Source organism: Citrobacter sp. RHB25-C09, from assembly GCF_013836145.1.
Classification (GTDB): domain Bacteria; phylum Pseudomonadota; class Gammaproteobacteria; order Enterobacterales; family Enterobacteriaceae; genus Citrobacter_A.
Genome location: NZ_CP057483.1, coordinates 3,502,545 through 3,524,583, shown reverse-complemented (window position 1 = coordinate 3,524,583; position 22,039 = coordinate 3,502,545). Strand labels below are relative to the sequence as shown.

16 protein-coding genes are annotated in these 22,039 nt (G+C 53.3%); 13 read left to right on the top strand and 3 right to left on the bottom strand.

Annotation, left to right across the window (positions count from 1 at the left end):
• Positions 1–380: 380 nt before the first annotated feature.
• A complete protein-coding gene (ppnN, locus tag HVY19_RS16670) occupies positions 381–1,745 on the bottom strand; it encodes a nucleotide 5'-monophosphate nucleosidase PpnN (protein WP_181681597.1) in 1,365 nt (454 codons plus the stop codon).
• A 112-nt stretch (positions 1,746–1,857) separates the two neighbouring features.
• Positions 1,858–2,706: an NADPH-dependent 7-cyano-7-deazaguanine reductase QueF gene (gene queF, locus HVY19_RS16665; RefSeq protein ID WP_181681596.1), complete on the bottom strand. Its 849-nt coding sequence runs from the start codon at positions 2,704–2,706 to the stop codon at positions 1,858–1,860.
• A gap of 68 nt (positions 2,707–2,774) precedes the next feature.
• Between queF and syd the strand changes: the two genes are divergently transcribed.
• The 8 genes from syd (at position 2,775) to HVY19_RS16625 (ending at position 11,188) form a co-directional block, all read left to right on the top strand.
• Positions 2,775–3,320 carry a SecY-interacting protein gene (gene syd / locus HVY19_RS16660; RefSeq protein ID WP_181681595.1) on the top strand — a complete coding sequence of 182 codons (546 nt, stop codon included), beginning with the start codon at positions 2,775–2,777 and terminating at the stop codon, positions 3,318–3,320.
• 686 nt (positions 3,321–4,006) lie between these two features.
• Positions 4,007–4,336 carry a YqcC family protein gene (locus HVY19_RS16655; protein ID WP_181681594.1) on the top strand — a complete coding sequence of 110 codons (330 nt, stop codon included), beginning with the start codon at positions 4,007–4,009 and terminating at the stop codon, positions 4,334–4,336.
• Entirely contained in the window at positions 4,336–5,109 is a 774-nt protein-coding gene (gene truC / locus HVY19_RS16650; RefSeq protein ID WP_181681593.1) for a tRNA pseudouridine(65) synthase TruC, read from the top strand. The genes HVY19_RS16655 and truC overlap by 1 nt, the downstream gene beginning before the upstream one ends.
• 24 nt (positions 5,110–5,133) lie before the next feature.
• On the top strand, positions 5,134–5,583 hold the full coding sequence (locus HVY19_RS16645) for a flavodoxin (RefSeq protein ID WP_181681592.1): 450 nt from the start codon (positions 5,134–5,136) through the stop codon (positions 5,581–5,583).
• A gap of 328 nt (positions 5,584–5,911) precedes the next feature.
• Positions 5,912–7,270: a galactarate/glucarate/glycerate transporter GudP gene (gene gudP / locus HVY19_RS16640; protein WP_181681591.1), complete on the top strand. Its 1,359-nt coding sequence runs from the start codon at positions 5,912–5,914 to the stop codon at positions 7,268–7,270.
• Positions 7,267–8,607: an enolase C-terminal domain-like protein gene (locus tag HVY19_RS16635; protein WP_181681590.1), complete on the top strand. Its 1,341-nt coding sequence runs from the start codon at positions 7,267–7,269 to the stop codon at positions 8,605–8,607. The genes gudP and HVY19_RS16635 overlap by 4 nt, the downstream gene beginning before the upstream one ends.
• Positions 8,608–8,628: 21 nt before the next feature.
• On the top strand, positions 8,629–9,969 hold the full coding sequence (gene gudD, locus HVY19_RS16630; RefSeq protein ID WP_181681589.1) for a glucarate dehydratase: 1,341 nt from the start codon (positions 8,629–8,631) through the stop codon (positions 9,967–9,969).
• Positions 9,970–10,045: 76 nt separating this feature from the next.
• Positions 10,046–11,188, top strand: coding sequence for a glycerate kinase (locus HVY19_RS16625; RefSeq protein WP_181681588.1), 1,143 nt, complete (start codon positions 10,046–10,048; stop codon positions 11,186–11,188).
• 47 nt (positions 11,189–11,235) lie between these two features.
• Here HVY19_RS16625 and barA read toward each other — a convergent pair whose 3' ends face one another.
• On the bottom strand, positions 11,236–13,992 hold the full coding sequence (barA, locus tag HVY19_RS16620) for a two-component sensor histidine kinase BarA (RefSeq protein ID WP_181681587.1): 2,757 nt from the start codon (positions 13,990–13,992) through the stop codon (positions 11,236–11,238).
• Between the two features lie 57 nt (positions 13,993–14,049).
• On the opposite strand from barA, the gene rlmD reads away from it, so the two are divergent.
• From rlmD to eno, 5 genes are all read left to right on the top strand, one after another.
• On the top strand, positions 14,050–15,348 hold the full coding sequence (gene rlmD, locus HVY19_RS16615; RefSeq protein ID WP_181681586.1) for a 23S rRNA (uracil(1939)-C(5))-methyltransferase RlmD: 1,299 nt from the start codon (positions 14,050–14,052) through the stop codon (positions 15,346–15,348).
• Positions 15,349–15,400: 52 nt separating this feature from the next.
• Positions 15,401–17,635, top strand: coding sequence for a GTP diphosphokinase (gene relA / locus HVY19_RS16610; RefSeq protein ID WP_181681585.1), 2,235 nt, complete (start codon positions 15,401–15,403; stop codon positions 17,633–17,635).
• Positions 17,636–17,745: 110 nt separating this feature from the next.
• The gene (mazG, locus tag HVY19_RS16605; protein WP_181681584.1) at positions 17,746–18,537 is read left to right on the top strand and encodes a nucleoside triphosphate pyrophosphohydrolase; all 792 of its coding nucleotides are present in this window, start codon (positions 17,746–17,748) and stop codon (positions 18,535–18,537) included.
• 350 nt (positions 18,538–18,887) lie between these two features.
• The gene (gene pyrG, locus HVY19_RS16600; RefSeq protein ID WP_181681583.1) at positions 18,888–20,525 is read left to right on the top strand and encodes a CTP synthase (glutamine hydrolyzing); all 1,638 of its coding nucleotides are present in this window, start codon (positions 18,888–18,890) and stop codon (positions 20,523–20,525) included.
• A gap of 82 nt (positions 20,526–20,607) precedes the next feature.
• Complete coding sequence (gene eno, locus HVY19_RS16595) at positions 20,608–21,906, top strand: phosphopyruvate hydratase (protein WP_181681582.1); 1,299 nt, start codon at positions 20,608–20,610, stop codon at positions 21,904–21,906.
• Positions 21,907–22,039: the final 133 nt, after the last annotated feature.

Here is a 22,039-nt window from a genome sequence, read left to right as displayed (position 1 = left end):
AATGAATCTATCAGTGATCGCGATCTCAAATGCAATAATCTCCTTTTAAATTGCTGAAATCCGGATCATTAGTCTGTCAGAAAAACATAGAGTCGAATTTACGTGTGCCAGGAAGGGTATTAACGACATATGTTAAGAGCGTTGGAGGCTGTGGGTGCGGAGCATACACTATAAAAAGTTTAGTTTATGGTGATTTCTGGTGAGTAATAGCAATTTCGACTGATAATTCTCGGTTGCATTAGGCGGGTAATCGTTTGCGATGGCATTATTTTCCGATGATTTATAAATACGGTTAACAAAACTGTTGCGCTATCCTTTTGGTATTCATAAAAAAACCGGAAGGGCCAAAGGCGCTTCCGGTTGTGAGAACCTCCGCTGCGTCAGGCGCAGATTTCATAGCATGGAATGTAGGCAGATCCAGGGAGTTTCATACGGTGCTGCGCGACGAATCCTTGCAGCAGATCGTCCATGCGTCGCATCATTTTACTGTCGCCATGGATTTTATAAGGACCAAATTCTTCAATGGCGCGAATACCTACTTCCTTCACGTTACCCGCCACGATACCGGAGAAAGCGCGACGCAGATCCGCCGCCAGAACTTCGACCGGTTGGTCCGGATATAGCTTCAGGTTTGCCATATTTTCATGGGACGGCTCGAACGGCATTTGCAGATCCGGTGCGATACGAATGGACCAGTTAAAGCTGTAGGCGTCGCCGGTATCCCGACGGTTCTCTTTCACCAGCGGCATCGCTTTTTTCATCAGACGGGCCACTTCCGCCGCATCATCGATGATAATGCGGTAATGGCTGCGCGCTGCTTCACCCAGCGTATTCACGATAAATTCATCCAGAACGCGGAAGTAGTCTGCGCTCTCCTTCGGACCGGTGAGGATCAACGGCAGTACCTGATCTTTGTTCGCCGGGTTCATCAAAATACCCAGCAGGTACAATAATTCTTCTGCCGTTCCTACGCCGCCGGGGAATATGATGATGCCGTGGGCGATACGGACAAAGGCCTCCAGACGTTTTTCAATATCCGGCATGATGATCAGTTCGTTGACCAACGGATTCGGCGGCTCCGCGGCGATAATCGACGGTTCCGTCATCCCGATAAAGCGACTGTCCTTATAACGCTGCTGGGCGTGACCGACCGCCGCCCCTTTCATCGGCGCTTCCATCGCGCCCGGCCCGCAGCCGGTACAGATGTTCAGTTCCCGCAGGCCAAGCTGATTGCCTACCCGACGAGCGTAAAGGTATTCATTTTCGTTAATCGAGTGTCCGCCCCAGCAGACAACCATATTTGGCGCTTCGCCCACATGCAGCGCACGGGCGTTGCGCAGAATAGAGAACACGAGGTTCGTAATGTGAACGGAACTTTCCAGATCCAGATGCTGGAAGCGACCCGCATTATGGATCTGACCGTTAACGAACAGAATATCGCGCAGCACGGCAAACAGGTTCGCCTGGAGCGCGCGGATGATACGCCCGTCGACAAAAGCCTCTTCCGGTGGGTTGATCAGTTCAAGCTTTACGCCGCGCTCGCGACGCAGCACGTTAATGTCGAAACTTTCAAAGCGGGACAGCAACTCTTTGCTGTTGTCAGTCAGACTGCCGGAGTTTAATACGGCAAGCGAACAGTTACGAAACAGTTGATACAGGTCGCTGCTGGCCGTGCGTTTAAGCATATCGACTTCCAGCTGCGACAACATGTCCATAGAGCCAAGCGGGCTAATATGTGTAATCAAGTAAACTCCTTATGGGACGCAAAACGTCATTCCCTGTGATTACAATAGCCCTGGCTTATGACCTTTAACAACCTTGCGCGTGGAATCCGACGCGCAAAACAGTGAAAATAATTTACTGGCGAACCAATCTGCCGATGGCGGGAGTGAAATCGGTGTTGCTGCGCCATGGGTTAATATCCAGACCGCCACGGCGTGTGTAACGGGCATAAACGCTCAGCTTTTCCGGCTGACAGAAGCGCAGCAGGTCATTGAAAATACGTTCCACGCACTGCTCATGGAATTCATTATGGTGACGGAAAGAAACCAGGTAACGGAGCAGTTTCTCGCGATCGATTTTTCGTCCGCGATACTGAATTTGAATGGAGCCCCAGTCCGGCTGATGGGTAATCAGACAGTTGGACTTTAACAGGTGGCTTACCAGCGTCTCTTCAACCACTTTCTCACCGCTGGCCGCGCCTTGCAGGTAGTCCGTGGTGAACTGATAGTTGTCGATGCGGATATCCTGATTGTCAATGCAGCTCCCGTGAAAATGGGCAATGGGCTGCCCTTCCAGTTCATCGAGACGGTACAGCGTCACGGTGACGTTACCTTCCGCACAGGCACGCAGATCTTTTTCCAGCGTCTGGCGAACTGCCTCCCAGGAGTCAAAGCGCGTCTGGTTAAAACTGTTCAGGTACAGCTTAAAACTTTTGGATTCAACCAAATTGACGCTGGTGTAATCCAGTTCGACATGGCCAACCGCCACCTGTGGTAAGCCATTAGCATTCAGCCAGGATAATTCATACAACGTCCAGATATCGCCACCGTGAAACGGCAACGTGTCCGCTTTCAGCCCCAGCGGATCGCGATTCAGACTCCGGGGAACCCCTTGCAGGAGGCTGGGGTCGTAGTTATCCCGGTAATCTGTTGATTTTCCGAGAGTCAGGCCATCAAGCGCCCGATGGTTTTCATAAGAAGACATGTTTCACCGTCATAAACCAGATACACTATGTGACAAGTGTATCCTGGCTTGTATGAAGAGAGAAACCGGTGGACGAACAGACAGCGCTTGCCCTGAAGAGCTTTACGACGCGTTACTGCGACGAATGGCAGGAGAAAAATAACAGTTGGCCCATGAGCGAGGAGCTGTACGGCGTGCCTTCCCCTTGCATCATTTCTACTGTCAATGATGCGGTTTACTGGCAGCCGCAGCCTTTCGAAGGTGAACAGAACATAAACGCGGTTGAACGGGCCTTTGATATTGTGATACAACCTGCGCTGCATGCTTTTTACACCACGCAGTTTGCCGGGGATATGCCCGCGCAGTTCGCCAACGAAACGTTGACCCTTCTGCAAACCTGGAGCGAGGATGATTTCCGCCGGGTTCAGGAAAACCTGATTGGGCATATGGTCACGCAGAAGCGTTTGAAACTGTCGCCGACGCTTTTTATCGCCACGCTGGACAATGAGCTGGACGTGATTTCAGTCTGTAATCTTTCGGGCGAGGTCATCAAAGAAACGCTGGGAACCCGTAATCGTACCGTGCTGGCATCTTCTCTTGCGGATTTCCTTACGCAGCTTAAGCCGCTTCTGTAATCCATATCGCCCGTGTCCGTGTGAGAGATCTCTTACAAACCCTGTAGGAGATCGCCAGGTGATAAGTGAAGACTTAAAAACATCAGAATATTCAAACCTTCATTTAAACAATCAGTTAAGTGATTTATTCAGACTTTCATATGAAATTTTCCTTAAGGTATTGCCTGTAAGCACCTTGTAAGACGGGGCGAAAAAGGCGATTCTATCTACGTCGACAAGGAGTCGCACAACGAAGTGAACATCAGGATGATGACACTTCAGCAGGACACACCAGGACGGTGATGCAAGGAAAGGCTTCAGGATGAAGCAAAGTGGAAAGCGCGGGATGCGTAAAAGGACACCTCCAGGAGGGAGAACGAGAGCCGGTCAGGATGTTCGGTGGGTCAGGATGGCCAGGACGCTTCAGGATGAAGTATTCACATCGGGGTGATGTGAGCAGGATGCACAAGTTCAGGATGAACAACAGGTCGCAAGACCACTGGAAAAGTTGTCACGGATGAGCAGGGAGCACTTAATGTAGCTGGAATGCTGCGAAACGAACCGGGAGCACTGTTTTTACAGTGCTCCCTTTTTTTGTTCCTTTTTACAGATTTTATCCTTCACGCTGCTTCTTCAATGATTTTGTATAGCGCTCAGTGGCAGTGGTATCCTGCGCGCCAGATTTTTTCTTGATTGAGGTGACTTTCATGACGACTCATGACCGCGTGCGTCAGCAGCTTCACGAACTTGAAGCGCTGCTGCGGGAACATCATCACTGGCGGATGGATGAACCCGAAGCCCACCTGTTTTCCAGCACTCAGCCTTTTTGCATGGATACCATGGAACCGATTGAGTGGTTGCAGTGGGTGCTGATCCCCCGTATGCATGCTTTGCTGGACAGCGCACAGCCGCTGCCCGAGACTTTTGCCGTTGCGCCGTATTACGAAATGGCCTTGAGTGCCGATCACCCCCTGCGTGAGATCCTGCTGGAAGCGTTGCAGGCTCTGGATGCGCATTTCGCGCAAGCTGAATCCTGATGCTGGAGATTCTTTATCAGGATGAATGGCTGGTGGCGGTCAACAAACCTTCCGGCTGGCTGGTTCACCGCAGCTGGCTCGATCGCGACGAAAAAGTGGTGGTTATGCAAACTGTGCGCGATCAGATTGGGCAACATGTCTTTACTGCACACCGCCTCGACAGACCAACCTCTGGCGTACTGTTGATGGGATTATCCAGTGAAGCAGGACGCCTGCTGTCCCAGCAGTTTGAACAGCATCAAATCCAAAAACGCTACCATGCCATAGTGCGTGGCTGGCTGATGGACGACGCCATACTGGATTATCCGCTGGTGGAAGAGCTGGATAAAATCGCCGATAGATTTGCCCGAGAAAACAAAGATCCGCAGCCGGCGGTAACGCACTATCGCGGTCTGGCGACGGTGGAAATGCCGGTGGCGACCGGGCGCTATCCGACGACGCGCTACGGCCTGGTAGAGCTGGAACCGCAAACGGGGCGTAAGCACCAGCTCAGGCGGCACCTTGCACATTTGCGCCATCCGATTCTCGGCGACAGTAAGCATGGTGATCTTCGGCAGAATCGCAGCGCGGCTGAACATTTTGGCTGTAATCGACTGATGCTTCATGCCAGCCAGCTCTCGCTCATCCATCCGTTTACCGGCGAGCCGTTAACGATTCATGCCGGGCTGGATCCCGTCTGGATGCAGGCGTTAGCACAGTTTGGCTGGCAAGGACTTCTCCCGAAGAATGAAAGGGTTGAGTTTGTATCGGCCAACGTTCAGGATGATCGGTAATCGCACTCATTAATGGAGCAACGTATGGCTGAAGTCGGAATCTTTGTCGGCACAATGTACGGTAACTCGCTGCTGGTCGCGGAAGAGGCCGAAGCAATTCTCACCGGTCTGGGGCACAAAGCCACGGTCTATGAAGATCCGGAATTGGCAGACTGGGAAAAGTATAAAGATAAATACATTCTGGTGGTGACCTCGACGACAGGACAGGGCGATTTGCCCGACAGTATCGTCCCGCTTTACCAGGGGATTAAGGACCAACTGGGTTACCAGCCTGACGTTCATTACGGCATCATTGCGTTAGGCGACAGCTCTTACGTCAATTTCTGCGGCGGTGGCAAACGGTTCGACGCCCTGTTACAGGAGCAAAGCGCTCAACGCGTGGGTGAAATGCTGTTGATTGATGCCGGTGAACACCCGGAGCCAGAAAGCCAATCCAATCCGTGGGTTGAGCACTGGGCGACGCTGCTTAAATAGAAGATTGCCCGACAATCACTCCTCTACCGAACCGCAGGCCGGGTAAGGCGTAGCCGCCACCCGGCACTAAACCCCAATAACGTGAAGTACCTTCCACTGGTTTGGGCTTATGCCCCAAACAACTTTCCCCCATCCCTTTAATGTTGTGTCGATGCACGGTGAGGGAGCGACACCCCCCTTACATATACTTTTCCGGTCAAGGCAGTGAGTCATTTAACGGCAGGTAGCCGTATTAGTGCTGCAAAACTCTAACACCTCATTCTGATTACCCTACAGGTTGTGCTTTTCAGAATGAAACAGGCGAAAGCCATGATTCAGGAGTGCACCAATGAGTTCATTAAGTCAGGCCGCGAGCAGTGCGGAAAAGCGCACGAATGCCCGCTACTGGATAGTCGTGATGTTGTTTATCGTCACCTCTTTCAACTACGGCGACCGTGCCACCTTATCGATTGCCGGTTCGGAGATGGCCAAAGATATCGGTCTGGATCCGGTTGGGATGGGTTATGTTTTCTCTGCGTTCTCCTGGGCCTACGTCATCGGGCAGATCCCGGGCGGCTGGCTGTTGGACCGTTTTGGTTCGAAACGCGTTTATTTCTGGTCCATCTTCATCTGGTCCATGTTCACCCTGTTACAAGGCTTCGTTGATATCTTCAGCGGCTTCGGCATTATCGTCGCGCTGTTCACCTTGCGTTTCCTGGTGGGGTTAGCGGAAGCGCCTTCTTTCCCTGGCAACAGCCGCATTGTCGCAGCCTGGTTCCCGGCGCAGGAGAGGGGGACAGCAGTTGCCATTTTTAACTCTGCGCAATACTTTGCTACGGTTATCTTCGCCCCGATCATGGGCTGGCTGACCCATGAAGTGGGCTGGTCGCATGTCTTCTTCTTTATGGGCGGCCTGGGGATTGTGATTAGCTTTATCTGGCTGAAAGTGATCCATGAACCGAACCAGCATCCTGGCGTAAATAAGAAAGAGCTGGAGTACATCGCGGAAGGTGGTGCGCTGATCAACATGGATCAGCAAGGCGCGAAAACCAAAGTTCCCTTTAACGTGAAGTGGGGGCAGATCAAGCAGTTGATTGGCTCACGGATGATGGTCGGAATTTATATCGGTCAGTACTGCATTAACGCCCTGACGTACTTCTTTATTACCTGGTTCCCGGTTTACCTGGTGCAGGCGCGCGGGATGTCCATATTGAAAGCGGGTTTTGTCGCCTCGGTTCCGGCCATCTGCGGATTTGCGGGCGGCGTGCTGGGGGGCATCATCTCCGACTGGCTGATGCGTCGCACCGGGTCGCTGAACATCGCGCGTAAGACACCGATTGTGCTGGGGATGCTGCTGTCGATGGTGATGGTGTTCTGTAACTATGTCGACGTCGAGTGGATGATCATTGGTTTTATGGCGCTGGCCTTCTTTGGTAAGGGCATTGGCGCGCTGGGCTGGGCCGTTATGGCGGATACCGCGCCGAAAGAGATCAGCGGCCTGAGCGGCGGTCTGTTCAATATGTTCGGCAATATCTCCGGCATCGTCACCCCGATCGCCATTGGTTATATCGTCGGCACCACCGGCTCCTTCAATGGAGCCCTGATTTACGTCGGCGTACATGCGCTGATAGCAGTACTGAGCTATCTGGTCCTGGTCGGCGATATTAAACGCGTTGAACTGAAACCCATCGCAGGACAACCCTTATGACAACACAATCGAGTCCCGTTATTACGGACATGAAGGTCATTCCGGTCGCAGGACATGACAGTATGCTCCTCAATATTGGCGGCGCGCATAACGCCTGGTTTACCCGCAACATCGTCGTCCTTACTGACAACGCCGGAAATACCGGCGTAGGCGAAGCGCCGGGGGGCGAGGTGATTTACCAGACGCTGGTCGATGCCATCCCGATGGTGCTCGGCCAGGAAGTGGCCCGCCTGAACAAGGTGGTTCAGCAGGTTCACAAAGGTAATCAGGCCGCGGACTTTGACACCTTTGGTAAAGGCGCGTGGACGTTTGAACTGCGCGTCAACGCGGTGGCCGCGCTGGAGGCGGCCCTGCTGGATTTGCTCGGCAAAGCGCTCAATGTACCCGTCTGTGAGTTGTTAGGACCAGGCAAGCAGCGCGATGCGGTGACCGTGCTGGGTTATCTGTTCTATATAGGCGATCGTACAAAAACCGATCTGCCCTATCTGGATGCCACACCGGGGAATCACGCCTGGTACCATCTGCGTCATCAGGAAGCAATGAACAGCGACGCGGTGGTGCGCCTGGCGGAAGCCTCGCAGGATCGCTACGGTTTCAAAGACTTCAAACTGAAAGGCGGCGTGTTGCCTGGTGAGCAAGAAATTGAAACTGCGCGGGCGCTGAAAAAACGCTTCCCGGATGCGCGTATCACTGTCGATCCTAACGGCGCGTGGCTGCTGGATGAGGCGATCTCGCTGTGCAAAGGTCTGAATGATGTGCTCACTTACGCAGAAGATCCGTGTGGTGCAGAGCAGGGCTTTTCTGGTCGTGAAGTAATGGCGGAATTTCGTCGGGCAACCGGTCTGCCGGTAGCAACCAACATGATCGCGACCAACTGGCGTGAAATGGGCCATGCGGTGATGCTCAATGCTGTCGATATTCCGCTTGCCGACCCGCATTTCTGGACCCTTTCTGGCGCGGTTCGCGTGGCCCAATTGTGCGATGACTGGGGACTGACCTGGGGCTGCCATTCAAACAACCACTTCGATATCTCACTGGCGATGTTTACCCATGTCGGCGCCGCTGCGCCGGGCAAACCTACGGCCATTGATACTCACTGGATCTGGCAGGAGGGCGATTGCCGTCTGACGAAGGAGCCACTGGAAATTAAAAACGGACAAATTGCGGTTCCGGATGCACCTGGTCTGGGTATTGAGCTGGACTGGGACCAGGTGCAGAAAGCGCATGACGCCTACAAAACTCTGCCCGGCGGCGCGCGAAATGACGCAGGTCCGATGCAGTACCTGATCCCCGGCTGGACATTTGACCGTAAACGCCCCGTTTTTGGCCGTCACTGATTTTTGGAAAAGGAATTAATTATGAGCGCACAATTTTCGACTCCTGTTGTTACCGCCATGCAGGTCATCCCGGTTGCGGGTCACGACAGTATGCTGATGAACCTGAGCGGCGCACACGCACCGTTCTTCACGCGTAATATCGTGATTATCAAAGATAATTCTGGTCATACCGGCGTCGGTGAAATCCCCGGCGGCGAGAAAATCCGTAAGACGCTGGAAGAGGCGATCCCGCTGGTGGTGGGCAAAACGCTGGGCGAGTACAAAAATGTGCTGAACGCGGTGCGCAATCAATTTGCCGACCGTGATGCCGGTGGGCGTGGCCTGCAAACCTTTGACCTGCGTACCACTATTCATGTCGTCACAGGGATTGAAGCCGCGCTGCTGGATCTGCTGGGTCAACATCTGGGGGTGAATGTCGCTTCTCTGCTGGGCGATGGTCAGCAGCGCAGCGAAGTGGAGATGCTTGGCTATCTGTTCTTCGTTGGCAATCGCAAAGCGACGCCGCTGCCGTATCAGAGCCAGCCGGATGAGCAATGCGACTGGTATCGTCTGCGTCATGAAGAGGCGATGACGCCTGATGCGGTGGTTCGCCTGGCGGAAGCGGCTTACGAAAAATATGGCTTCAATGACTTCAAACTGAAAGGCGGCGTGCTGGCAGGGGAAGAAGAAGCGGAGTCCATTGTCGCGCTGGCAAAACGCTTCCCGCAGGCGCGCGTTACGCTGGATCCGAACGGGGCATGGTCGCTGAATGAGGCGATCAACATCGGTAAATACCTGAAAGGATCGCTGGCCTATGCCGAAGATCCGTGCGGCGCGGAGCAGGGCTTCTCGGGTCGTGAAGTGATGGCCGAATTCCGTCGCGCCACTGGCCTGCCGACAGCGACCAATATGATCGCCACCGACTGGCGACAGATGGGACATACCCTGTCGCTGCAATCCGTGGATATTCCGCTGGCGGATCCGCACTTCTGGACCATGCAGGGATCCGTTCGCGTGGCACAAATGTGTCATGAGTTTGGCCTGACATGGGGTTCGCACTCCAATAACCACTTCGATATTTCGCTGGCGATGTTCACCCATGTGGCGGCGGCCGCGCCAGGCAAGATCACCGCCATCGACACCCACTGGATCTGGCAGGAAGGCAATCAGCGCCTGACAAAAGCGCCGTTCGAAATTAAAGGCGGCATGGTTCAGGTTCCGGAGAAACCAGGCCTTGGCGTAGAACTGGATATGGATCAGGTGATGAAGGCGCACGAGCTATATCAGAAGCACGGTCTTGGCGCGCGCGACGACGCGATGGGAATGCAGTACCTGATCCCGAACTGGACCTTCGATAACAAACGTCCCTGCATGGTACGTTAAAAACATACCGGCCTGTCCTGGGCCGGTTATTTTTTGTTTGTATACTTAACGGAATCAACATGCACAGGGACAGCTTATGAAAATAGTGATCGCACCGGACTCCTGGAAGGAGAGTTTGAGCGCTCTGGAAGTGGCGAACGCTATTGAGCTCGGGTTTCGTGAAATCTGGCCCGATGCGGATTACGTCAAGCTGCCTGTTGCTGATGGCGGTGAAGGAACGGTGGAAGCCATGGTCGCCGCGACGGCTGGACGCATTGTTGAGGTCGATGTCACTGGTCCTCTTGGGGAACCGGTGACGGCATTTTATGGTTTGTCTGGCGATGCCCGTTCGGCCTTTATCGAAATGGCAGCGGCGAGCGGCCTGGAGCAGGTTCCTTCCCATCTTCGCAATCCTTTAAAAACCACCTCCTGGGGGACCGGAGAGTTGATCCGTCATGCGCTGGATGCAGGCGTAGAGCACATTATCATCGGGCTGGGCGGCAGTGCGACTAATGACGGTGGCGCAGGGATGGTGCAGGCGCTTGGTGGAAAATTGCTTGATGCGCAGGGTAACAGCATTGCGCTGGGCGGCGCGGCGCTGGAGACGCTGGTACAGATTGATGTCAGCCAACTGGATCCGCGTCTTACCGGTTGTCGCATTGAGGTCGCCTGTGATGTCACAAACCCGTTGACCGGTAAAGAGGGCGCATCTGCGGTTTTTGGTCCACAGAAAGGGGGGACGCCGGAGATGATTACCCGTTTAGATACCGCGCTGGAACACTATGCACATCTTATTGCTCGCGATCTGGACGTGGAAGTATTAACGCTGGCTGGCGGTGGTGCGGCAGGCGGTATGGGGGCTGCGCTATACGCTTTTTGTGGCGCCCAACTTCGACGGGGCATTGAGATAGTCACTGACGCTCTACATCTGGATGCGTGCGTTGCTGACGCCGATCTGGTGATCACCGGAGAAGGGCGAATCGATAGCCAGACCATTCATGGCAAAGTCCCGGTGGGCGTGGCGAAGGTGGCGAAGCGTTATCATAAGCCGGTGATCGGCATTGCTGGTAGTCTGACGCCGGATGTCGGCGTGGTGCATGAGCACGGTCTGGATGCGATATTTAGCGTGATTAATTCCGTCAGCTCTTTGGAAGACGCGTTGAAAAACGCCGCAGAGAATGTACGCAGGACCGCGCGCAACGTGGCGGCAACAATCAAAATTGGCCAGCGTATTCCCTGAACGTACCGTAGGCCGGATAAGGCGTAGCCGCCATCCGGCAAATATCGCTACCCTAATATCCGTATCGCTTCGCGCGCCACGTTATCCATTTCATCAAGCAGCTCCAGCAACTCTGGTTCCAGATCCGCTTCTTTCGTCCCGTTGCGTAACTGGCCTTCTAACAGCTGACACAGATTCTTCATGCGCGGTACGCCGCTGTATCCACAACTGCCGTGAAGTTTATGGATCAGATCCACCAGACCTTCACTGTTTTCCCCCACCAGTTGCTCTTCAATTCGGTTGCGAACCTCTGGCAAAAAATCGATCAGCATTTGCAGCATGTCTCTTGCCAGATCGGGCTTGCCAGCAGCCTGACGCAGCGCCAGTTGCCAGTCGAGTGTGGCGTTGGGGTTGACAGCGGGTTCAACCGTTTCTGCCGTGGCGATACGCGTGGAAAGCCCGGTTCCAGGCTTATAGCGCAACAACAGGTTATGCAGCTTCTCCTCTTCGATAGGCTTGGCAAGGTAATCATTCATTCCCGCGCTCAATAACTTCTCTTTTTGCCCAGCCATGGCGTGAGCAGTCACGGCGATCACCGGAGTCTGCTGCTGATGAGGAAGCTGATGGATCAACTCACATGCGCGTATCCCGTCCATCCCTGGCATCTGGATATCCATCAGGATCAGGTCAAATTGCATTTGTCTGGCGCGATCGACCGCCTGATGCCCGCTGTCACACAGTTCAACATGTTGAACCATATCTTTGAGCAACGCGCCAATCAGCTTCAGGTTTGCTGGATTATCATCAACCGCCATGACCGTCATGGCGATCTTACTTTCATCAATGGGCAACGAGGCGTCGGCTACGCTTTGACGGCTCAGTTCAACCAGTGCCGGGAGCAGACGCGTAGAGGTCAGTGGTTTTAACAGACAGCTTGCCACGCCGTCCTGCTTGAGTTTCTCGGCGTTAACCTGAGCATGGCAGGGTAACGCCAGCATCAGATTATCCGTCATCTTCGTCGCCTGTATGAGTCGCTCATGCTGCATCGTGAGCGGCTCCCTGAAGGTCACAGCCACCCCCAACAGCATAAAATCATAATGCCCAGGCACCAGCGCTGAAAATGTCGGGCTGTAGACGGTATCTAGCGGCGTCTCGCTGAGAATGTCCAGCGTACATTGGGCGGCGGCGGCATTGGGTTCAATATACGCAATTCGCTTACCAGCCAGCCCGTCTGTGGCAGGACCATCGATGATCACATTGGGATTCAGATCGAGATTAATATGGAACCAGAAGGTCGAACCCCGGTTCGGCTGGCTATGAAACGAGATATCGCCGCCCATTTCATTCACCAGTTTCTGGGTAATCACCAGCCCCAGACCCGTGCCGCCGTGGCGGCGAGAGATACTGGCATCTGCCTGACGGAAAGCCTGGAAAAGGCGCGACTGATCGCGTTCGGGGATGCCGATGCCGGTATCGCGAATTTGGACTTCGATCTGCACTTTGGTGTTACTGATCGAACGCTTCTCCACCAGAATATCGATATTGCCGTTTTCGGTGAATTTAATCGCGTTACCCACCAGATTGGTAATTACCTGCTGTAAGCGCAGCGGGTCGCCAATCACATTATCCGGCACATCATTTTTGATGTTCAGCGTCAGCTCAAGGCCTTTATCATGAGAGGAGTGCGCCAGCAGCGTGACCACCTCATCCAGCGTATTACGCAGCGCGAAAGGAATACTTTCGAGGATCAGTTTTCCTGCTTCCAGTTTCGAGAAATCAAGCACGTCATTGATGATGGCCAGCAGATTATTCGCTGAACGCTCAATGGTATTCAGGTGATCGCGCTGGGTGTTGTTGAGCTCGGTTTTAAGCGTCAGGCGCGTAAAACCAATCACGCCATTGAGCGGCGTTCGCAGCTCATGTGACATGTTGGCCAAAAATTCCGACTTAATCCGCGCCGCTTCCTGAGCGCGTTTTTTAGCAAGATCCAGCTCAACGTTCTGGATCTCCATCTGCTCAAGCGTTTCTCGCAGGTCAGAAGTGGCCTGGTCAATGTTGTGCTGCATCTCTTCGTGGTAGGCGGCGAGCGACATTGCCATGGAATTAATGCCATTTTTCAGTATATCGAGCTCACCCAGCATAAAACCTTCCACGCGACTGTCGAGCTGTCCTCGTCGAATGCGGTCCACCGTATTCACCATGTTGCGGATCGGCCCGGTCACGTCGCGCATTAAACGCCAGCCAAAAATGAGCGCTATGCCGATACAAAACAACATCATCACCGTAGAAATGAAGATTTCTTTATACTGCTGCAAACGGACCGACTTGAGATCAAGTTCCAGCGCCACATAACCCAACATGTTTTGTGAGTTTTTGGCTTCGGATTTGGAAGACTCATCCGGTGAATACGCCTCCGAGACGATCGGCGTTCGCAGAATTAACGTGTCTCCATTGCGTGTCACACTTAGCCGACGCGGCAAAGGCGAACCTGCGGGAAGCTGCATTATGGACGGTTTAAGTTCGTAATTGGACGTCACAAACAGGTGGTTGTTTGCATCGTAAACCGAAATCCCTCGCACGATATCCGAGTGCCGTCGATGCAGAACGCTGATGAGCGGGCCAATGGATTCGCGATTTTGCAGCGTCATACCATACTCGGTGGAAACCGCGAGAGGCTCAATAATACTGGCGCCGGCATCCTCCAGTTGACGCTGCAGGTCGTGATACCGGTGCACGACAAAGAAGAGACTCAACAGCAGACCGATGAGAACGGTCGGTGCCAGGATCAGAATCATCATGCGAGCGCGCAGGCTGTAGTTGGTCATGGAGTTCCGTTATGGGACAATCAGGGTCACACTGTTAAATTGAGATTAATCTCGTCGATGGCGCAATTCTACTCTGCAAAACGGCGCGTGACGACGCGCCAGATCATAACCGTTACCTGCAATGACCTCGATTCATTTGGTCAGGGCGTCGCTCGGCATAACGGGAAGGCACTGTTTATTCAGGGATTACTACCGCAAGAGACGGCGGAAGTGATCGTGACAGAAGACAAAAAACAGTATGCCCGTGCGCAAATAAAGCGTCGTTTGAATGATAGTCCGGATCGCGTTCCCCCGCGCTGTCCGCACTTTGGGGTCTGCGGCGGCTGTCAACAGCAGCATGCCAGCATCGACCTTCAACAGCGCAGTAAAAGTGCCGCGCTGTCGCGTTTAATGAAAAATGAGGTGTCCGAGGTTATCGCTGATGCGCCGTGGGGCTACCGGCGTCGTGCGCGCCTGAGTCTTAACTATCAACCCAAAACTGAGCAGTTGCAGATGGGGTTTCGCAAAGCGGCTTCCAGTGACATTGTGGATATCAGGCATTGCCCCATTTTGGTGCCCCAACTTGAAGCATTGCTGCCCTCTGTTAGGGCATGCCTTAATAACTTGCAGGGTGCCCGCCACCTCGGACATGTTGAACTGGTGCAGGCGGGCAGCGGAATACTGATGATTCTGCGCCATACAGTGGCAATAAGTGCGCAAGACCGGGAAAAACTGGAACGCTTTTCGCATTCGGAGGGACTGGCTCTGTTTCTGGCTCCGCAAAGCGAGATACTGGAAGCGGTATCTGGTCAGACGCCCTGGTATGAATCAGACGGACTACGCTTAAACTTCAGCCCGCGCGACTTTATTCAGGTGAATGAAGGTGTAAACCATAAAATGGTCGCGCGCGCGTTGGAATGGTTAGATGTACAGGCCGGTGATCGGGTGTTGGATCTGTTTTGCGGCATGGGAAACTTCACGCTGCCGTTGGCGAGGCGAGCAGCAAGCGTCGTCGGCGTAGAGGGCGTGCCTGCGCTGGTCGAGAAAGGGCGTGAAAACGCGCAGCAAAATGAATTACACAATGTGACATTTTTTCACGAGAATCTTGATGAGGATGTCACCAGACAACCGTGGGCGGCGAATGGCTTTAATAAAGTCCTGCTCGACCCTGCCCGAGCAGGTGCTGCTGGCGTAATGCAACATATTATTAAACTACAGCCTGCTCGCGTTGTTTATGTATCCTGTAACCCTGCTACCCTGGCGAGGGATAGCGAAGCGCTGTTGCGCGCAGGCTACAACATTCAGCGGCTGGCTATGCTCGACATGTTCCCGCACACCGGGCACCTTGAATCGATGGTGTTGTTCACGTGCGAGTAAAATCTTCCGGCTTGTCGACTTCGACAGGCTTGTTTCTACGAAGGAGAGAACGATGGTTGCGGTAAGAAGTGCACATCTAAATAAAGCTGGTGAATTTGATCCGAAGAAATGGATCGCAAGTCTTGGGATCTCCAGCCAACAGTCGTGTGAGCGCTTAGCCGAAACCTGGGCGTATTGCCTGCAACAGACCCAGGGGCATCCGGATGCGGAACTGCTGCTGTGGCGTGGCGTAGAGATGGCGGAAATTCTCTCTACGCTGAGTATGGATATTGATACGCTGCGGGCGGCGCTGCTGTTCCCTCTGGCGGATGCCAACGTCGTTAGTGAAGATATCCTGCGTGAGAACGTGGGCAACTCAATCGTTAGCCTGATTCACGGTGTGCGTGATATGGCGGCGATTCGTCAACTGAAAGCCACGCACACCGACGCCGTCTCTTCGGAGCAGGTCGATAACGTTCGCCGCATGTTGCTGGCAATGGTCGATGATTTCCGCTGCGTGGTGATCAAGCTCGCGGAACGAATTGCCCATCTGCGTGAAGTAAAAGATGCGCCGGAAGACGAACGCGTACTGGCGGCCAAAGAGTGCACCAATATCTACGCGCCACTGGCCAACCGACTGGGCATTGGGCAACTGAAATGGGAGCTGGAAGATTACTGCTTCCGCTATCTGCACCCCGCGGAATATAAGCGCATCGCCAAACTGCTGCATGAACGGCGCATCGATCGTGAACATTACATTGATGAATTTGTCGGCCATCTGCGTGCTGAAATGAAAACCGAAGGCGTGAAGGCCGAAGTGTATGGTCGTCCAAAACACATCTACAGCATCTGGCGCAAAATGCAGAAAAAGCATCTGGCTTTTGATGAGCTGTTTGATGTGCGCGCCGTGCGTATCGTGGCTGAGCGCTTGCAGGACTGCTATGCCGCGCTGGGGATTGTGCATACGCACTATCGCCATCTGCCGGATGAGTTTGATGATTATGTCGCTAACCCAAAACCGAACGGCTATCAGTCGATCCATACCGTGGTTTTAGGGCCGGGCGGTAAAACTGTGGAAATCCAGATCCGTACCCGTCAGATGCACGAGGACGCCGAGCTGGGCGTGGCTGCGCACTGGAAATATAAAGAGGGCGCGGCGGCGGGTGGGGCACGTTCAGGTCACGAGGATCGCATTGCCTGGCTGCGTAAATTGATCGCGTGGCAGGAAGAAATGGCGGACTCGGGCGAAATGCTTGACGAAGTGCGCAGTCAGGTCTTCGATGACCGAGTCTACGTCTTTACCCCGAAAGGGGATGTAGTAGACCTGCCGGCAGGCTCGACGCCGCTCGACTTCGCCTATCACATCCACAGTGATGTGGGGCATCGCTGCATCGGGGCGAAAATCGGCGGTCGCATTGTGCCTTTCACCTATCAATTACAGATGGGCGATCAGATCGAAATTATCACCCAGAAGCAGCCGAACCCCAGTCGTGACTGGCTGAACCCGAACCTGGGCTATGTCACGACCAGTCGTGGTCGCTCGAAAATTCACGCCTGGTTCCGTAAGCAGGACAGGGATAAAAACATCCTTGCCGGACGGCAAATCCTGGACGACGAACTGTCGCATTTAGGTATCAGCCTGAAGGAAGCGGAAAAACAGCTACTGCCGCGTTATAACTTTAACGAGATGGAAGAACTGCTCGCGGCGATTGGCGGCGGCGATATCCGTTTGAATCAGATGGTGAATTTCCTGCAATCGCAGTTCAATAAACCGAGCGCGGCGGAACAAGACGCAGCGGCGTTGAAACAGCTTCAGCAGAAAACGTATGCGCCGCAGAACCGGCGTAAAGATGACGGACGCGTGGTGGTCGAAGGGGTCGGCAACCTGATGCACCACATTGCCCGCTGCTGCCAGCCGATTCCCGGTGATGAAATTGTTGGCTTTATCACTCAGGGGCGAGGGATCTCCGTTCACCGGGCGGACTGCGAACAGTTAGTGGAACTGCGTGCGCATGCGCCGGAACGTATTGTGGATGCGGTATGGGGGGAAAGCTATTCCGCAGGCTACTCGCTGGTGGTACGCGTGCAGGCCAACGATCGCAGCGGTTTACTGCGTGATATCACCACCATCCTGGCAAACGAGAAGGTCAACGTGCTTGGCGTTGCCAGTCGCAGCGACACCAAACAGCAACTGGCGACCATCGATATGACTATCGAAATCTACAATCTACAGGTGCTGGGACGCGTGCTCAGCAAGTTGAATCAGGTGCCGGATGTGATTGACGCCCGTCGTCTGCACGGCAGTTAATCAATATGCAGCCGGGTAGGCCCGATAAGCGCATCGCCATCGGGCAAAAGTGCCGGATGGCGGCTTAGGCCTTATCCGGCCAACAAAATTGAAGATTTCAGGACATTGTAATGACTCAAATTGACCGCCTGCTTAACATTATGCAGCGCCTGCGGGACCCGGAAAGCGGCTGCCCGTGGGACAAAGAACAGACCTTTGCCACTATCGCTCCTTACACCCTTGAAGAAACCTACGAAGTGCTCGATGCGATTGCTCGCGAGGATTTTGACGATCTGCGCGGTGAACTGGGCGATCTGTTGTTCCAGGTGGTGTTTTACGCGCAAATGGCCCAGGAAGAAGGACGTTTCGACTTCAACGACATATGTGAGGCTATCAGCGATAAGCTGGAGCGCCGGCATCCACATGTTTTTGCAGAGAGTAGTGCCAGCAACAGCTGCGAAGTGCTGGCCCGCTGGGAGCAAATCAAAACCGAAGAAAGAGCGCAAAAGGCACAGCATTCTGCTCTGGATGACATCCCACGTAACTTACCTGCGCTGATGCGGGCGCAGAAAATTCAGAAGCGCTGTTCAAACGTTGGTTTTGACTGGACGACGCTGGGACCGGTCGTCGATAAAGTTTACGAAGAGATTGATGAGGTCATGTATGAGGCCCGGCAGGTGGTTGTCGACCAGGCTAAACTGGAGGAGGAAATGGGTGACCTGCTCTTTGCCACGGTGAATATGGCACGTCATCTGGGAACGAAAGCAGAAATCGCCCTGCAAAAAGCGAACGAAAAATTCGAGCGTCGTTTTCGCGAAGTCGAACGGATTGTTACCGCGCGAGGCCTGGAAATGACGGGAGTTGACCTCGAAACCATGGAAGAAGTCTGGCAAGAGGTAAAACGGCAGGAAATTGATCTCTAAGGGAATTGATCGTTAAAGGGCGTTTTGTGCGATTTTTTAAATAACAAGCGCTTGATTTGCGTCAAAAACATTTAGCCAAAAGGGGCTATTTTCTCTCCCCGTTATGTTGATGAATCACCTTGTATACTGCTTCTTCGAGTTATTCGAGTCGCAACAAGGCGGCGACTGAAAGAATCCTCAGGATCATAGAAATGCTATGTGACTGAGGTGAGTGAAGGAAGCCAACACCGGTGCGGCTTGAAGAACGAAGGAGAGGGGATAATGAAAGTTTGTGGCGTAGGTCATGTTCGGGTATACTACTTTCCCGTCCTGGTTATTCCATCGTTTCACCCTAACTTCTCAGGTTCAGCATGACAACGAACTATATTTTTGTGACCGGCGGGGTCGTATCCTCTCTGGGAAAAGGCATTGCCGCAGCCTCCCTCGCAGCCATTCTTGAAGCCCGTGGCCTCAATGTGACCATGATGAAACTGGATCCGTACATTAACGTCGATCCTGGCACCATGAGCCCAACCCAACACGGGGAAGTGTTCGTTACTGAAGACGGCGCTGAAACCGATCTGGATCTTGGCCACTACGAGCGTTTCATTCGCACCAAAATGACGCGCCGCAACAACTTCACTACGGGTCGTATCTACTCTGACGTTCTGCGTAAAGAACGCCGTGGCGACTACCTGGGCGCAACCGTTCAGGTTATTCCGCATATCACTAACGCCATTAAAGAACGTGTCCTTGCCGGTGGCGAAGGTCATGACGTTGTGCTGGTTGAAATCGGCGGTACGGTCGGGGATATCGAATCTCTGCCGTTCCTTGAAGCGATTCGGCAACTGGCGGTAGATATTGGTCGGGAACACGCGCTGTTCATGCACCTGACGCTGGTGCCGTACATGGCCGCAGCGGGTGAAGTGAAAACCAAACCGACTCAGCACTCCGTTAAAGAGCTGCTCTCTATTGGTATCCAGCCTGACATCCTGGTTTGCCGTTCCGATCGCGCGATCCCTGCGAACGAACGTGCAAAAATTGCATTATTCTGTAACGTGCCTGAAAAAGCCGTTATTTCAATGAAAGATGTCGATTCTATTTATAAAATCCCGGGCCTGTTGAAATCACAGGGGCTGGACGATTATATTTGTAAACGATTCAGCTTGAACTGTCCGGAAGCTAACCTGTCAGAATGGGAACAGGTGATTTACGAGCAAGCCAATCCGTCAGGAGAAGTGACTATCGGTATGGTCGGCAAGTACATTGAACTGCCGGATGCCTATAAGTCAGTTATCGAAGCGCTGAAGCACGGTGGTCTGAAGAATCGCGTCTCCGTTAACATCAAGCTGATTGATTCGCAGGATGTTGAAACGCGCGGCGTTGAAATTCTGAAAGATCTGGATGCTATCCTCATCCCTGGCGGCTTCGGCTACCGTGGTGTTGAAGGCAAGATCGCCACTGCACGCTATGCGCGTGAGAATAATATTCCATACCTCGGCATCTGCCTGGGTATGCAGGTTGCGCTGATTGAATTTGCGCGCAACGTAGCGGGAATGGAAAACGCGAACTCTACGGAATTTGTGCCAGACTGTAAGTACCCTGTAGTGGCGCTTATCACTGAATGGCGCGATGAAGACGGTAACGTCGAAGTCCGTACAGAGAAGAGCGATCTGGGTGGCACTATGCGTCTTGGCGCACAGGCCTGCCAGCTGTCCGACGATAGCCTGGTTCGCAAGCTGTACGGCCAGCCGGTTATCACCGAGCGCCATCGTCACCGCTATGAAGTCAACAACATGTTGTTGAAACAAATTGAAGCTGCGGGTCTGCGCGTAGCGGGCCGTTCCGGGGACGATCAGTTAGTTGAGATCATTGAGGTGCCGAATCATCCGTGGTTCGTGGCCTGCCAATTCCACCCGGAATTTACTTCAACGCCGCGTGATGGGCATCCGCTGTTTGCCGGCTTTGTTAAAGCCGCCAGCGAATATCAGAAGCGTCAGGCGAAGTAAAAAAAGTTAGAACGGCAACGCGTACCCTTGGTACGCGTTGTTTGTCTGGAGTTTTAGTTTAACTTGTACTGAGGAAAATCTAATGTCCAAAATCGTTAAAGTCATCGGTCGTGAAATCATCGACTCTCGTGGTAACCCGACTGTTGAAGCCGAAGTACACCTGGAAGGTGGTTTCGTCGGTATGGCAGCTGCGCCGTCAGGGGCTTCTACTGGTTCCCGCGAAGCGCTGGAACTGCGCGATGGCGACAAATCCCGTTTCATGGGCAAAGGCGTACTGAAAGCGGTTGGCGCTGTTAACGGTCCTATTGCTCAGGCAATCCTTGGCAAAGACGCCAAAGATCAGGCTGGCATCGACAAGATCATGATCGATCTGGACGGTACTGAAAACAAATCAAACTTCGGTGCGAACGCAATCCTGGCCGTTTCTCTGGCAAACGCCAAAGCAGCAGCGGCTGCTAAAGGTATGCCACTGTTTGAGCACATCGCTGAACTGAACGGTACTCCGGGCAAATACTCCATGCCGGTTCCGATGATGAACATCATCAACGGTGGTGAGCACGCAGACAACAACGTTGATATTCAGGAATTCATGATTCAGCCAGTTGGCGCGAAAACCCTGAAAGAAGCGGTACGTATGGGTTCTGAAGTGTTCCACAACCTGGCTAAAGTTCTGAAAGCTAAAGGTATGAACACTGCTGTTGGTGACGAAGGCGGCTATGCGCCGAACCTGGGTTCCAACGCTGAAGCACTGGCTGTCATCGCTGAAGCGGTTAAAGCAGCGGGCTACGAGCTGGGCAAAGACATCACTCTGGCGATGGACTGTGCAGCTTCTGAATTCTACAAAGACGGTAAATACGTTCTGGCTGGCGAAGGCAACAAAGCATTCACCTCTGAAGAATTCACTCACTTCCTGGAAGACCTGACCAAACAGTACCCGATCGTTTCCATCGAAGACGGTCTGGACGAGTCTGACTGGGATGGTTTCGCATACCAGACCAAAGTACTGGGCGACAAAATCCAGCTGGTTGGTGACGATCTGTTCGTAACCAACACCAAGATCCTGAAAGAAGGTATCGAGAAAGGCATCGTTAACTCCATCCTGATCAAATTCAACCAGATCGGTTCTCTGACCGAAACTCTGGCTGCAATCAAGATGGCGAAAGACGCTGGCTACACTGCCGTTATCTCTCACCGTTCTGGCGAAACTGAAGACGCTACCATCGCTGACCTGGCTGTGGGTACCGCTGCTGGCCAGATCAAAACTGGTTCTATGAGCCGTTCTGACCGTGTTGCTAAATACAACCAGCTGATTCGTATCGAAGAAGCGCTGGGCGAAAAAGCACCGTACAACGGCCGTAAAGAGATCAAAGGCCAGGCGTAATCCTGTTCTTTATCACTTAATAAAAAACCCGCTTCGGCGGGTTTTTTTATGTCTGGCGTATAGCGCAGCCGCTGCGCATGACCGGGCGGGTGAAATCTGCGATACTTATCTATTATCCCCTTTATAGAGAACG

Coding starts and splice junctions, on each gene's coding strand:
- rlmD (WP_181681586.1), top strand. CDS start 14,050: ATGGCGCAATTCTACTCTGCAAAACGGCGCGTGACGACGCGCCAGATC.
- relA (WP_181681585.1), top strand. CDS start 15,401: ATGGTTGCGGTAAGAAGTGCACATCTAAATAAAGCTGGTGAATTTGAT.
- gudP (WP_181681591.1), top strand. CDS start 5,912: ATGAGTTCATTAAGTCAGGCCGCGAGCAGTGCGGAAAAGCGCACGAAT.
- mazG (WP_181681584.1), top strand. CDS start 17,746: ATGACTCAAATTGACCGCCTGCTTAACATTATGCAGCGCCTGCGGGAC.
- HVY19_RS16655 (WP_181681594.1), top strand. CDS start 4,007: ATGACGACTCATGACCGCGTGCGTCAGCAGCTTCACGAACTTGAAGCG.
- HVY19_RS16635 (WP_181681590.1), top strand. CDS start 7,267: ATGACAACACAATCGAGTCCCGTTATTACGGACATGAAGGTCATTCCG.
- pyrG (WP_181681583.1), top strand. CDS start 18,888: ATGACAACGAACTATATTTTTGTGACCGGCGGGGTCGTATCCTCTCTG.
- queF (WP_181681596.1), bottom strand. CDS start 2,706: ATGTCTTCTTATGAAAACCATCGGGCGCTTGATGGCCTGACTCTCGGA.
- gudD (WP_181681589.1), top strand. CDS start 8,629: ATGAGCGCACAATTTTCGACTCCTGTTGTTACCGCCATGCAGGTCATC.
- barA (WP_181681587.1), bottom strand. CDS start 13,992: ATGACCAACTACAGCCTGCGCGCTCGCATGATGATTCTGATCCTGGCA.
- HVY19_RS16625 (WP_181681588.1), top strand. CDS start 10,046: ATGAAAATAGTGATCGCACCGGACTCCTGGAAGGAGAGTTTGAGCGCT.
- HVY19_RS16645 (WP_181681592.1), top strand. CDS start 5,134: ATGGCTGAAGTCGGAATCTTTGTCGGCACAATGTACGGTAACTCGCTG.
- truC (WP_181681593.1), top strand. CDS start 4,336: ATGCTGGAGATTCTTTATCAGGATGAATGGCTGGTGGCGGTCAACAAA.
- eno (WP_181681582.1), top strand. CDS start 20,608: ATGTCCAAAATCGTTAAAGTCATCGGTCGTGAAATCATCGACTCTCGT.